This is a genomic window from Phocaeicola intestinalis (assembly GCF_014837065.1).
Classification (GTDB): Bacteria; Bacteroidota; Bacteroidia; order Bacteroidales; family Bacteroidaceae; genus Phocaeicola; species Phocaeicola intestinalis.
The window spans coordinates 136540-150371 of sequence record NZ_JACSPP010000001.1; the positions used below are offsets into that span (position 1 = coordinate 136540).

The 13832-nt window shown below is 42.1% G+C and carries 14 protein-coding genes and 2 tRNA genes; all 16 read right to left on the reverse strand.

Annotation, left to right across the window (positions count from 1 at the left end; all coding sequences use genetic code 11):
* Positions 1–53: 53 nt before the first annotated feature.
* Positions 54–1220: a DNA primase family protein gene (locus H9625_RS00555; RefSeq protein WP_191762724.1), complete on the reverse strand. Its 1167-nt coding sequence runs from the start codon at positions 1218–1220 to the stop codon at positions 54–56.
* Positions 1221–1324: 104 nt separating this feature from the next.
* Entirely contained in the window at positions 1325–1918 is a 594-nt protein-coding gene (locus H9625_RS00560; protein ID WP_191762725.1) for a hypothetical protein, read from the reverse strand.
* A 175-nt stretch (positions 1919–2093) separates the two neighbouring features.
* The gene (locus tag H9625_RS00565; RefSeq protein WP_225226157.1) at positions 2094–2648 is read right to left on the reverse strand and encodes a radical SAM family protein; all 555 of its coding nucleotides are present in this window, start codon (positions 2646–2648) and stop codon (positions 2094–2096) included.
* Between the two features lie 308 nt (positions 2649–2956).
* On the reverse strand, positions 2957–3307 hold the full coding sequence (locus tag H9625_RS00570; protein ID WP_191762727.1) for a hypothetical protein: 351 nt from the start codon (positions 3305–3307) through the stop codon (positions 2957–2959).
* Entirely contained in the window at positions 3304–4443 is a 1140-nt protein-coding gene (locus H9625_RS00575) for a hypothetical protein (protein WP_191762728.1), read from the reverse strand. The genes H9625_RS00570 and H9625_RS00575 overlap by 4 nt, the downstream gene beginning before the upstream one ends.
* Positions 4440–4817, reverse strand: a complete 378-nt coding sequence (locus H9625_RS00580) for a DUF3853 family protein (RefSeq protein WP_191762729.1) — start codon at positions 4815–4817, stop codon at positions 4440–4442. Before H9625_RS00580 ends, H9625_RS00575 begins: the two co-directional genes overlap by 4 nt.
* Before the next feature lie 156 nt (positions 4818–4973).
* A complete protein-coding gene (locus H9625_RS00585) occupies positions 4974–6713 on the reverse strand; it encodes a hypothetical protein (protein WP_191762730.1) in 1740 nt (579 codons plus the stop codon).
* A gap of 81 nt (positions 6714–6794) precedes the next feature.
* On the reverse strand, positions 6795–8156 hold the full coding sequence (locus tag H9625_RS00590) for a site-specific integrase (protein ID WP_191762731.1): 1362 nt from the start codon (positions 8154–8156) through the stop codon (positions 6795–6797).
* 467 nt (positions 8157–8623) lie between these two features.
* Positions 8624–8709: transfer RNA gene (locus H9625_RS00595), tRNA-Leu, on the reverse strand.
* 19 nt (positions 8710–8728) lie between these two features.
* Positions 8729–8801: transfer RNA gene (locus H9625_RS00600), tRNA-Gly, on the reverse strand.
* 195 nt (positions 8802–8996) lie between these two features.
* Entirely contained in the window at positions 8997–10337 is a 1341-nt protein-coding gene (gene argH, locus H9625_RS00605; RefSeq protein WP_087248417.1) for an argininosuccinate lyase, read from the reverse strand.
* A gap of 119 nt (positions 10338–10456) precedes the next feature.
* Positions 10457–10882, reverse strand: a complete 426-nt coding sequence (locus tag H9625_RS00610) for an SRPBCC family protein (RefSeq protein ID WP_191762732.1) — start codon at positions 10880–10882, stop codon at positions 10457–10459.
* Between the two features lie 216 nt (positions 10883–11098).
* Positions 11099–11734, reverse strand: a complete 636-nt coding sequence (gene pyrE, locus H9625_RS00615; protein ID WP_013618064.1) for an orotate phosphoribosyltransferase — start codon at positions 11732–11734, stop codon at positions 11099–11101.
* 97 nt (positions 11735–11831) lie between these two features.
* Complete coding sequence (locus H9625_RS00620; RefSeq protein WP_087406414.1) at positions 11832–12521, reverse strand: ComF family protein; 690 nt, start codon at positions 12519–12521, stop codon at positions 11832–11834.
* Complete coding sequence (locus H9625_RS00625; RefSeq protein WP_022040399.1) at positions 12505–12984, reverse strand: regulatory protein RecX; 480 nt, start codon at positions 12982–12984, stop codon at positions 12505–12507. The genes H9625_RS00620 and H9625_RS00625 overlap by 17 nt, the downstream gene beginning before the upstream one ends.
* Positions 12981–13823 carry a peptide chain release factor N(5)-glutamine methyltransferase gene (gene prmC, locus H9625_RS00630; RefSeq protein ID WP_191762733.1) on the reverse strand — a complete coding sequence of 281 codons (843 nt, stop codon included), beginning with the start codon at positions 13821–13823 and terminating at the stop codon, positions 12981–12983. The genes H9625_RS00625 and prmC overlap by 4 nt, the downstream gene beginning before the upstream one ends.
* Positions 13824–13832 lie beyond the last annotated feature (9 nt).

A 13832-nucleotide genomic window follows, 5' to 3' on the forward strand; every position in this document is an offset into this window, starting at 1 on the left:
CATTAAAATTTAAATAACCCGTGGTATTCATCTTTCTGCTGTTGTGTTATAAATTATGACGCTTCAAAGAATGGCGGAAGCAACAAGAGATGTTTCTTCCTGTTTCCTCTTGACCTGTATTCTTCCAAGGCTCTGTTCATCATAGGGGATTCTGTAAACTTCTTGTTCATCACCAGCCTTTTCCTTCCTTCCAATACCCAGTTCATGATTCCCGGCAATTCCGAGGCTATGATTTTCTTGGATAATTCAGGGTCAATCCTTGCCTTAGGTATCTGAATTTTGAAGGGAGCTATTAAAAAGCGTCTGTAGAAACCGTTGGATATGTCGTTAGTCCTGGGCAGCTCATTCAGACAGAACAGCATCTTGGCATATTCATCCGTAGTGATGACATCCTTATAGAGCGTCTTCATGCTGATAGGCTCCCGGCTTGCTAACCTCTTGAACAAATCCCCTGCAAAAGCGTTTGGGGCTACATCAGAACAGGTATTCAGCAATTTCCCCGATAAGTTCGCCCTGCTGTTGGCTCCATACTCGCCGCAAAGGTCTGAGAGTGATTCATGCGATACGTTGTCTTTCCCTACCAGAGCCTCGATTATCTCTACAAACACCGATTTCCCGTTGCATCCGCTCCCATAGAGGAACAATACTTTTTCCAGTTTAAGCTCCGGAATGAATAGCCAGCCGATATATTCCGCCAATACATCCTGTGCTTTTTTCTCCGGCATCACCTCATCCAGATACCTCCTGAACATTGGACAATCGGCTACAGGGTCATATCCGTAAGGGAGAACATACCTGAAATAATCCTTCCAATCGTGCCTTGCCAGTCCCATCGTATTCAGATTCAGTGTGCCGTTCTGAAAATTGATTTTATCCACAGCCTGTTTCACATTCAATATCATGGCTGTATAAGGAAGTTGTGAAACTAATCCGTTGATGATATCTTTCTTTGAAGCTGCCACAGAATCACCGCACAGTTTTCCGTATGCGTACTTGATGAAAACCTTGATGGTGTGGCTGTCAACGTTTTCCCAATTGGTTCCGGTAAAAAGAAACATTTCCTCATTAATGGAAACGAAAGGATAGCCTGTGTTCTGTGCCGCCTGACAGATTTCATAACAAATCTCGTGATACCCCCTCTTGTTTTTGGGGTCAAAATCCGGTTTGGGCTGTATCGTATTAATGATACTGGCTAAGATATTTTCTATCGTTTTTTTCATATTTGTTTTTGAGGGATAAATAGAGCCACAGCCACAAAAGCAACTACCGTGGCTCTATTGATGTTAAGTCATTATAGTCGATTCAGCTAATTCATATACTGACTTCAGGATTGTACTGAACCGTAGAAGAAGTAATACCCGTCAAATTTGTAACCAAAAGTACTCATCCAGTCTGTCATTAACTTGATCTCATTACCCTCTCTTTTCCATAGTATTGGAGGAGTCTGGCAAAATCTTACGGCGGTGAAAAACTGCTCCAAAGGACAATTCTTCTCAAAATAGGATGCAAAAAAGACAGGGATATAAATCATATCCCACGGATGCTCAGGATCAGGCATCCAGCCCAACGTCACTTCTATAACCCACCTGTCCATGATTTTCACGTAAAAATCCTTGGTCAATACAGCTCTGTTCAAGAGTGATTCATTATAGCTCCCGTCAAGGACTTCCATTGGCCAAATGATAATGTTATAGCCATTGGACAGTTGGATCTTATCGGTATCAAACTCCGTGTAACCGTCTTTCGGTTTATTCTCTAAATAACTGTTACACCGTTTTGCAATTTCACTCCATGCTTCCTGTCGGATTGCCGGAAGGTCAGCCTGAATATCTCTACAAATCTCTCCTAATGTTTCATAGGTCTTGAATACAGAATCGTCTACTAATTCCCCATTCTCATTAAAAATAAATTCTTCCATATCATTTTTTATTTAATGTTAATTCAATTATATGCGTCATATATGCTACAAAAGTCGAAAGCCGGCTCAATGATACTTGTTTAATAATTCTATTTACATTCATCTTTGTTAAAATGTTTTAGACGAGAGTACAGCCTCAGTAAGGGCTGTAGCTCTCTTGGTTAAACTCAGTCGATCACTTGAATATGTTGTAATTCCTTTCAACAAAATTCCGGGGGAGCATATTCCTGTCTATTCCCAAAAAACTGACCAGTGAGTCTTTTAGGTATATCTTAGGTTGTCCCGGGAGCCGTTTCAAGCCTTTTAGGAATTTTCGTCCCTTTTTCAGGTCATACTTCACACCGCCTCCCGACATCAGACCGATTTTATAGAAATCACAGCAATCCAAAGTCTCAGTTATCATCTTCATGGTGGATTTGAAGTCAATGATTGGCTCATCACTTTCAAAAGTCCTGTAGCCCAAGGAATGCAGTTTTCTCATGCTTTCAATTCGCTTTTCATTGCTTGGCGCTCCGGGTTCCCATTCATTGTGACCGGTCAGGGTGACTCCGAAAGCTACGTGTTCCTTCAATGCACTTACCGACCCATTGAAAAGGTTGAAAAATGAGTCCTCGAATCCTCCGTACTTGGTCAGCAGTTTTACGTTCACACTATTTTTGATACATATCTCGACAACTTTCACTGTCAGTCCTATAGTTTCAGGGATGAGAGGATCGGTCGTGAAGCTCATAGACAGTCCATATTTTTGTAAGTATGGAAGGCACTCGGACAATTCTTTCTGGAAAACATTAACCACATCATTTTCATCCTTGAAATATCCCTTCAATGTGGGAACGGTACCCCAATACCCGGACATATGGGAACGCTTGAGGTAACAGTACACACAATTGTTGGAGCAACCTGTATAAAGATTGCAACTGTACATACTACATTCGCTAGCCTTACCTTTAGGCTTATACATTGTTTCCATATTAATTTGAAAATTTAAGGAGGTACAGCCTCCGTAAAGGCTGTAGCTCTCTTTATTAAACACTCATTTCAATAATACCATTTTCTCCCTTTGGGGAATTCCGAAACCACCTTCACCCAGACATCCTCAAAACAAGATGAATCCTGTTGCAGGGCGAAGTAAAGGTTCAAGTCACCGATTATGACCAGTTTCCTGTCAAGGTCAGGGTCAAGCAGAGTTAGTGAAGTCCCGTTGTCATCCACGGCTGTATACCCTCTTTCAAGGAACAGCCTGGCAGGAATAACCTTCAACTGTATTCTCTCCGTTGTTACCTTCAATGCACTGAGGTAACTTCCCAATTTCCCCGCATCCAGTTTCACTTGTCCGGGGAGGCAGAGCACATAGCCATCCGATGTTAACTTTGCATAAGGTGTAATCATAGGCCTTGGACTTTAAAGGATTCCCTGAACTCTTCATAAGGGTGAGCATCTGCAAAAGCCCTGAAAGATTTCTCGAACTGTTCTTTTACAAACTCCTCCTTCTTCTTTCCCTCGCCCCTTTTGTAATCAGCGGGAGCGACCATCTCGGAGATCTCATCCCCGGTAAGAGCCTTCAGGAACGCTTTGATATAAGCGGTAGCTTCCTTCTTGCTCAGGTCTTCACAGATGGCATTCCACTTGGCGATTATCATTTCAGGGACGGTCTTGTTTTTCAAGGCCTCCTCATTCTTGCCGGAGAAAACTTTCCTGGCTTCTTGATGAATATCCATGCCATACTCTGAATTCTCGTATTCCAGATTGATGTCAGGTTTGTTCATGGCCTTCACCAGCAGGGACTTTCTGATAATCCCTTTCAGCAAAGTCCCCCATTCACAGGCAGCGGTAAAGTTATACCCCCTTTGTTCAAGCGATTGGATATATGCCAATGCCTTTTCCACCTCAGGCTTCAAGCCGACTCCTCTCAAGCCGCTAATGAAATCGCTGTTGGTCCATGTGAATACTTTCAGGTTGATGACCTGAAGCATCTTGGTAAGACCCACCCAATGTAGGGGAAAGTAAGCGTAAACATTCGACAACACCAAACTGGGATATTTCTCCCTGAGCTTTCGGATTGCTAAATACCGGGTCTGACCGTCTATGATAACGACCGTTACACACAATTTATCCTCAGGTATAGGATTGCCGTTGAAATCTTCTATCTCGTACCCGAAATGTCTGGCTACGGTAGCAGGAATGGCTAGAAGCATAACCAGCATCCCCACGTCCAGAATCGTTTCAGCTAAGACATTGACAGACTTGTTCTTGGGCTTCCGGTTCATTACAAGTCGTCCCACTACGATTTCACTGGCTTGTTCCGCACCAAACAAATCTATTACCGTTACTGCTTCCAACAATAAGGCGGCAAATTGCTTGGGAGACAACAGTTCCAGAATCTGTTTTGTCTCCTTTTCACAGAACTCCTTATCTTCCAATGATAAGTCACCTACAATCTCAATAAGAGCCTTTTCTGACACATGCTCCATTACATTGACCACTTGTCGGCCTTCTTGAGGGCTAACTGGGGTGTTACTTTTCATTTCTTCCTCCACATTTGGTTAATTTGTTGGTTTGACTTAAATTTTTCATACTTCCCTTTCCGATTGCTAAGACGCAGTTTCTCCAAGATCTTATGGGTATCAAAGATCACAGTCTTTCCGCTCTGATAGACACAATCGTCAATCTCACCTGATTCTTTCCAGCGTGAGACCGTAGATTGTGATATACCGAGTACTCTAGCCACATCCTTGATTCCTGTTACCAGTGGCGGTATATCAGGAAAACCTTTAAGTTGCTCGGCTGCAATCTCCTGTTTTGCACTTATCGGATTTACTTGATAAAGCAATTCCAATAATTCTTTCCCGGTCATGTCAACAAGTCGCTGACTTGTTAACATTTTGATTTCTTTTTGCATTATTGTTACTTATAATTTATAAAATTAATCCTTCCGGAATGGATTCATGGTGCAAAGATATAAGCAAAAAAATAAGGTAACTAAACTTTTAGTCACCTTATTTTCAGTTGGTTATATTAGGATATAGTTACTTATACTCAATTATATTAGGTTATATCACCATGTATTTTTTTCTTTGATATATTTCAATGTGTCTTCTATAAACTTATCAATCTCCTCCTTTGTATCATCTGACAAATTTCTAATATTAGTAGTAGTATTTTCTTTTAGTTTAAGTGTTTCCATCCCTGCAATCCTGAAAATATTATCGGCTTTATCCCAAGTACCACGAGCTAGGGCACTGTCTTTTTTATATAATCTGGTAATAAAGTATTGCAATTCAGGTTTACCTTTCCTCCAAAGTATCTTTTGGCAACTTCCTTTATCATATTCTTTTGTGTCAGGAGTACAACCTAGCAGATAGCAAAAATCATTTTCACTAGATTCTTGATACTCGTTACTAGTTAAATCATGTAATTTTCTCAGTACGTCTATTTTTTTGGGTCCGAATATTTTCTTCAGTTCTTTTATTGTTCCTGATTGAGGTAATTTTTCCAGTGCTTCAATCATTTCTGATTGAGATAATTCCTTCAGTGCGGGAGGGAATGGCAATGGTATTAATTCATTAGAATTTATTGTCGGGACAGAAATAAGTTCATTATTACTACTATTATCTCTAAGTAAAGTCCTATTCTGGTACAACGGACTTAACCATTTATCCAAATCATAATCTGAGACGTTTAATTTTTCCCAATTTATAGGCTCTCCTTCATAGAATTGAAATTGTGGATCTTGATTATGTTTACGACAATACCATTCGTATTCATACTGCATAATCGGTGCAAGTACGCTTTTCTTTACCGTTTGTAAAAATACCTCTTGAAATCTTAAAGGCAATTTTCTGTCTAACAAAGAAAAGCAGAAGTCTATAAAATCAGGAGTATGGCAATAGCAGACGTAATATATAAGCCAATGCAAATCCAAATAAAATTTAGAATATCCTATTTTACCGAATGCAGATGCAAGGAAAGGAAAGGGATTAGCATAATCTTTATCGTCTCTCTTCATTCGCTCCACAATATTCTTGTTTAACCGCATAAACGAGACACGATGTGTCTCACAGAATTCATCCCAATTTTTAAAATAAAGTCGGTATTGCTCTATTCTTTCTCTAAATATTGAGTTATAATTATTCCCTAAATATTTAGCGGCTATTAAAAACGGAGGAATCCGTCTGTAGTCAACTCTAAGCAATTTGTCTAATATCTCATTCCTAAACAAATAATAACCAGATAGAACGACTAGGAAATTCAATTTATCACCACCGAAAGCATATTGTTTTTCCCATATTATTTTTTCATTCTGCAATGTTTCCTCTTCAAAGTTCGTTAATTCAATAACTCTTGCAATCAATTCTGATGGTGATTTAACTTTAATTCGGTGTAAAAAAAAATCAATATCAGGCAGGTGCTTCATTCCATATTGAAGACAAACAATAAAAAAAGCCTCTCTTAATGAGGCGAAATACTTTTCTAATTTGTTCAACGATTCAACAGAATTAGTATATAGATATTCAAAATCAAAATTTTCTTGTTCATTGGATTTATTGCAAGTATTAAACTCATCTACATGTGTTGTATAGGACCTAATATCGCCTAATATTGCGTTAAATTCTTTCATTATTTCTCGTGATGTGGGCCTCTTATTAGCATAATTAACCAATATATCCCGAATGTGCATTACAAATATTATCTCAATATCCATGAGGGAAGATTCTGAAGCGATTTTTGAAATATCTGTATCACTTAGATCTTGTAAGACTCTTAAAACTTCTTTATTGTATTCATTATTAATCATAGGAAAAACGTGTTAGATAAACAAAGCAGCACCCCAAACCGATAATGTCTAAGATGCTGCTCAAAATTAAGAAAAATCCGCTTATGCAATATGCTTGATCCGCTGATTTATAAACTTACAAACTTCTTTTAACTGTTCAGTAGTCATTTTATCCACGCTTTCCAGTATCTCCTGCTTGTACTGATGACTATTCCACTTCTCCATCTGCATCTTCTGGGTCTCATCGGCTACCTCTATATAAGGTTTCATTGATTCGTAATCAGAGTGACCGGTCATAGACATTACTACACTCGCAGGAATTCCCATCGCTAATGAACAGCATACAAAAGTCCTTCTTGCATCATGGCAACTGATCTGCTCCCAGAATTTACATACATCTTCATGCCTTGTATTACCCTTGAAATAAACCTGAACTATCTCCCTATCTAATCCTGCTAACTGTGCTGCCTCCTTCAAATAGTCATTCAGCTTCTGGTTGCTAGGTACGGGAAACACAGTGTCACCCTTATACCATGAATACTTATCTATCAACTGTTTGGCATATTCATTGAGGGTGATATAGAGCTTGTCATCCGTTTTCTCGGTACAGATTTCTAGCCTTCCATCTACTATATTCACGTGCTTCAATGCTGCCAGGTCGGAGTAGCGCAACGAAGTAAAGGCCATGAAGCAGAACATGTCACGTGCTTTTGAGAGGTACTCCTTCTCCGGCGGGAACTGAAAATAGAAGAAGTGCATCAGTTCCTTGTACTTCAAGAAGGTCACAGTCCTATGTACTACCCGTAAATTAATTTTAAAATCCAATACTCCGCTTGGTATTGAATAACCATGCCTAATTACCCAACGTAAAAAGGATTTAAGAATCCTGATCTGTTTCTGAATAGTACGGTTGCAATATTCGTTCTTTGTATACCAATCTACCAGCTCTTGTATTTTAGAACGATCTAGTGTTTCTAATGAAACATTAGGGTCGTAACTTTGTAAGTGATTCCACATCTGTTCATATTTATACTGAGCTTGTTTAGACCAATTCCCTTCCTTGGGGCGAGAAATTATGAAATCTTGAAAAATATCCTTTAATGTCTTAGTGTTTTCTATTGCCACATTCTGTTTTATACGCCCCAATTTTTCATTAACAAGTAGCTTCAATTCTTCCTTTGTCGGTGTTTGAGAATGAAGATCGTATTCTGCAAATGCCTCTTCAATACTTACTAAAAAACTATGAATTGCACCGTTAATCTCACGGGCATAAATAGTTTTGCTGCCTATCTTGTGGGTCGTATTACTTTTTACCAGTTGCTTGTCGGCATCCCATTTTGCAGGATCAATAGTATAGCCTACTGAAAAGCCAACCTCATACATTTTGCCACACCATCTAACTCGAACCATTACTTGCCCTGTCTTCTGAACAAAAGCTCTTACTGTAAAATTAGTCTTCTTCATATACTTTGCTTATCTTTGCTACGAAGTTAAAAAGGATTTTTTGAGAAGTAAATACCTGGATATTAATTGACTATACATGATATTGTTTGACTTCAAATCCAATTTGCTCCACTTTTTGATTACAAAGATAAGTTTTCTGGCAGGAGGGAGTAACTCCCTTTAACAACTCCCTCGATTTTAGAAAGTATAAGAAAATAAGAGCTATCACATAGATGAGATACTTAATGTAAAACATTGGAAATAAGCATTATATGAATTCCACCAAATTCACATGATACTATTTCGACAGTCCGGTATGCTCCACACATAAAGAGACAATTTCAAAATAAGAATTGAAATTGCCTCTTTTTTATGTTTGCCCGGCACGAATGTTCTCTCTACCGGTACCTGTCTGTAACATTTCCAGATTTTCCTTTGCGGATAAACAAAAAACGCTTCACAACCTGTCAGTCATGAAGCGTCTTTCGTACCCGAAGCGGGACTTGAACCCGCACAGCCATCACTGGCCAAGGGATTTTAAGTCCCTCGTGTCTACCGATTCCACCATCCGGGCATCCTATTCAAAGAACAAGAGCGGAAAACGAGACTCGAACTCGCGACCCCAACCTTGGCAAGGTTGTGCTCTACCAACTGAGCTATTTCCGCGTTTACGGGTGCAAATGTAGGGAGTTTTATTTTACACTCCAAACATTTTCCGTATTTTCTTTCAAGATGTTTGCTCTTTTCACGTTATTCACCACAGAGGACACAGGGATTTTCAGTTGTCATTTGTACGCGATAAACAGTAGGGGCGTAATTCACCTTTATTAATCTGTGCAATCTGTAGTGAGACGAACAAGCTCAACGCCCCAATAAGGCTTTCTCGGCTTGGGCGACACGCTCGAAATCGAAACCATCCATAACCTGGGCCATCAGGGCTTCGATTTTATCGTTGCATAAGTTCCCGATGCTTCCGGCGTGGGTGTGATGCACCTCCTTGGCATGAGTGAACTTGCCTGCCTCTATATCCAGCCCTACCTTCTTATAGGCATCACGGAAAGGCATGCCCTCCGCTGCCAGACGGTTGACCTCTTCTACGCTGAACATATACAGGTATTTATCGTCATCCAGGATGTGTTCGTTCACCTTGATACGCTCCATGATGTATGCCGACATCCGCAAGCAGTCCAAGAGTTCCTCGAATGCGGGGAGGAAGACTTCCTTGATAATCTGCAAGTCGCGGAAATAGCCCGAAGGCAGGTTGTTCATAATCATCATAATCTGCTGGGGCAAAGACTGGATTTTATTGCATTTGGCACGGGTCAGTTCGAACACATCGGGGTTCTTCTTGTGCGGCATGATGCTGGAACCCGTGGTGCATTCGTCGGGAAGCTTGACGAAACCAAAGTTCTGGCAACTGAACATACAGGCATCGAATGCCATCTTCGATACGGTTCCGGCAATGCTTGCCAAGGCAAAGGCAACGTTGCGCTCCATCTTACCACGTCCCATCTGCGCATAAACCACGTTGTAATTCATTGAGTCGAAACCCAGCAGGCGGGTGGTCATCTCACGGTCCAAGGGGAACGAAGAGCCGTATCCGGCGGCAGATCCGAGCGGATTGCGGTTGCACATCTTATAAGCGGCTTGCAGGAACAGCATATCATCGACCAGGCTTTCGGCATATGCGCCAAACCAAAGTCCGAAAGAAGAAGGCATGGCGATTTGCAAATGGGTATAGCCCGGCATCAGAATGTCTTTGTAGCGGTTGCTTTGCGCAATCAGAACACGGAAGAGCGTCTCGACCGCCTCAGCTACCTGCTTCAATTGCTCACGGGTAAAGAGTTTCAAGTCCACCAATACCTGGTCGTTCCGCGAACGCCCGCTATGTATCTTCTTGCCTACATCGCCCAGTTTACGGGTGAGCATGAGTTCCACTTGCGAATGTACATCCTCGATGCCTTCTTCAATCACAAACTCACCTTTCTCTGCGGTTGCATAGATTTGCTTTAACTCCTCCAACAGGACCTTCAGTTCGTCGGGCTTCAGCAGGCCGATGCTTTCGAGCATCGTGATATGCGCCATTGAGCCCAACACATCGTGCTTTGCCAGGTAAAGGTCCAGTTCACGGTCGCGTCCTACGGTAAAGCGGTCGATTTCCGCATTTACCTGTACATTCTTTTCCCAAAGTTTTTGTCCCATACGTTATTAAGTTTTTGAGTTCTTGAGTTTGTAAGTTTTTTGAGTTCTTGAGCTTTTAAGTTCCTGAGTTGAAACATACACAAAACACTCCAAACTTAAAAACTCAAGAACTTACAAACTCAATAAGGAATCATCGCAAGCATATCTGCCAGTTTTTCTACCCCTTCTTGCAAAGGCTTCGACACCATGGCTTTCATAAAGGCGTTCACTTCGGCACGGATAGTCACCTTCATCTTGGCTTCCGCTTCGCCTTCCGGAAGGATTTGTATCCACAAGTTCATCGGGATAGGTGTCTTGTCGCCTTCAAACTTGATGCACTTCATCGGCTCGCGTTCCACGATACGGAGCGTAAGGCTGATGCCTTGCACTTTCAAGGTCAGCGAATCCTGGTCGAAAACCAAGTCTTCCACCTTTCCGCGGAATTTTTCTTTCAGTTCGCCCAGCTTCTCACGCACCGAGGCAAGATTGTTTAAGTCAGCCAGTTTTGTATAGACCCGTTCCTGTGTATACGGAACATGTTTCACACTGCTTTCAAATTGTACCATACATTGTATCTAATTGAACACAGAATATTATTTACGATTTACTATTTCGATGAATTATAGCAGAACAAAATCGGTTTGCGAAAAATACCGCATGCAGTAGAGACGCCACAATGTGACGTCTCTACTAAAAACAGACTATATTTTCGCATTCTGTTTCTGACTGACTATTATAGTAAATAGTAAATCGTAAAGTCGTAAATAATTTTCATGCTTTATTTATTTTCCCGTCCAATGTGCCGGGTCTTTTCTCCATGCCTGAAGGATAGGAATATCCTGCTCGTCGATGTAATTGGTCTTCAAGGCTGCATCCAATACCGCATTGTAATTGGTCAAGGTAACCAATTCCACTTTTGCCTCTTTGAATGCTTCTACAGAAACATCGAATCCGTATGTGAACGAAGCCACCATGCCGATGACGTTGCATCCGTTCTGGCGGATAGCGTTTACGGCTTTCAGGCTGCTTCCGCCTGTAGATATCAAGTCTTCTACCACTACGACCTTCATACCCGGACGAAGCTCGCCCTCAATCAGGTTTTCCAGACCGTGGTCTTTGGGGCTCGAACGTACATAGACGAACGGGAGGTTCAGTTCCTCTGCCACCAATGCGCCTTGGGGAATGGCTCCTGTAGCTACACCCGCTATTGCATCCACTTCTCCAAACCGTTCCATAATGATACGGCACAACTCCAACTTGACAAAATTGCGCAAGGCAGGATAAGACAATGTCTTGCGGTTGTCACAATAAATAGGGGATTTCCAACCCGATGCCCATGTGAAAGGGTTCGCAGGCTGAATCTTTACAGCTTTTACCTTCAACAATTTTTCTGCAAATAATCTTTCCAAAGCTTTCATAACTTTATTTATCTGATAAATAACGATGCAAAAATATGCAAAACATACGTGAATATGAAATATATAGGGATTTTTTTAATAAAAAGTTAGTAAACTTTCATTTTGTCCACGCCAAAGTGACAATACTGATACGAATGTCTCCGATGGCCGACAAGGCATCAGCACACGCCACCAGCGTAGCTCCGGTAGTAAGTACATCATCGACCAGCAGGATATGTTTCCCTGCCAAAGATGCTGCATCTGCAGTAGCACAAAACAACTCCTGCACATTCAGCCAGCGGGCATAACCGCTCTTATGGGTCTGAGTGGCATTATTCCGAAGACGGTAAATGGCATTCCGGCATACAGGCAAGCCTGTCTTTTCGGCTATGCCGCGCGCCAGAAGCTCACTCTGATTGTATCCCCTCTTTCTTTCACGGGTGCGGAACAAAGGCACAGGAAGCAAGCAATCAATCCCGTCGAAAAAACCTGTAGGCAATAACTCACTCCCTATCCACTCGCCCATCTTTACACAAAGTTTTCGCTGGCCATCATATTTCATCGCATACAAAATATGTGCCACCGTTCCTCCCTTGGCATAATAGAAAAGCGAAGATGCACGTTCTATCGGGAATCGTCCCCAAAAACATTGCTCCATCTCATTTCCTACCTTATTATATAAATGAGTATAAGGCAGCGAAGATGCACAACGAAGGCACACTCCTTCCTCGCCTGACAACAGACGGTTCCCGCACGCCACACAAAGACGAGGGAAAAAGAAATCGCGCAAGTCAGTCCATAAACTCATCTTCTGACACCTGATGGACGTAACGCTTGATTTCGTCTACCGTATACCCTTTTGTCACGGCATAGCGAAGCAACTTCATGGCTCGTTCGTACTCGGTCTTTCCTGTTACCGACTTCCGCTTTTGGGCAAGCACTTCGCGTAAGATGCGGCTATATTCCTCATCGTCTATCTCTTCAAGCCCCGCCGATATATCATCGGAAGGCAAGTGTTTCATCCGCAATGCCTGGATTATCTTGTTTCTCCCCCAGCGTGCGAAGCGATATTTATCGCGCACGAAAGCTTTGCAATAGCGGCAGGTATCAATGAAACGGTCTTGTTGAAGCATAGCAAGGATACGGGCATTTTCTTCTTCAGTAGCTCCCCATTGCTCCAGTTTCTGCGCCACTTCTTCCGGACAACGCTCGGTCCGCACACAATAAGCCTCAGCCTTATTCTTCAATTCGCTTTCAGTATAAATCTTCATGGTCTTTCCGCTTTTACCATACGGTCGTTGCCCGAAAGGTCTTTCCGCAACTCTACGTTCCGATATCCCATGCTTCGGAGTAATTCCACCGTTTCACGCCCGTATGCCTGATTGATTTCATAATATAAAACGCCACTGGAAGACAAATGTTTACTTCCCAGTTCTGCTATTTTCCGGTAAAACAACAAAGGGTCATTATCGGGAACAAACAAAGCAAGCCCCGGTTCCCAGTCGAGCACATTCCTATCCATACTTGCCTTCTCCTGCTCACGAATATAAGGAGGATTGCTCACCCATATATCTGCATCGGGCATCGCAACTATATGCGAGAGCACATCCACCCGGACGCACTCCACATTCACCCCATTGCGTGCAGCGTTCCTCCTTGCTACGGAAAGGGCTGCTTCAGATACATCCCATGCCAGCACCGAAGAACGAGGTAACAACCGTGCCAACGACACCGCGATGCAACCACTTCCCGTACCGATGTCCAACACCCGCAAACCCTCCTGTGAAGCATAATCGCGGACTATCCATTCCACCAGCTCGGCGGTTTCGGGACGGGGAACCAGCACGTCATGCGTCACATAAAAAGGATGTCCAAGGAAAAAAGTTTCACCGGTAATGTACTGAAAAGGCTCGAAACGCTTCAAACGGGAAAGAATATCTTCAAGCTTCTCGCGTTCTTTCGTTGAAAAATTCCTATCTTTGCCCGCGTACAAATCAACGGCAGAAAATCCGAACACATCGGTCAGGATTCCTTTGGCCAACGCTTTCACTTCCAAGTCTGGATACAGGCCCGAAAGCGACTGTATAATATAGGTATATAAAGGATGCATAATGCCACA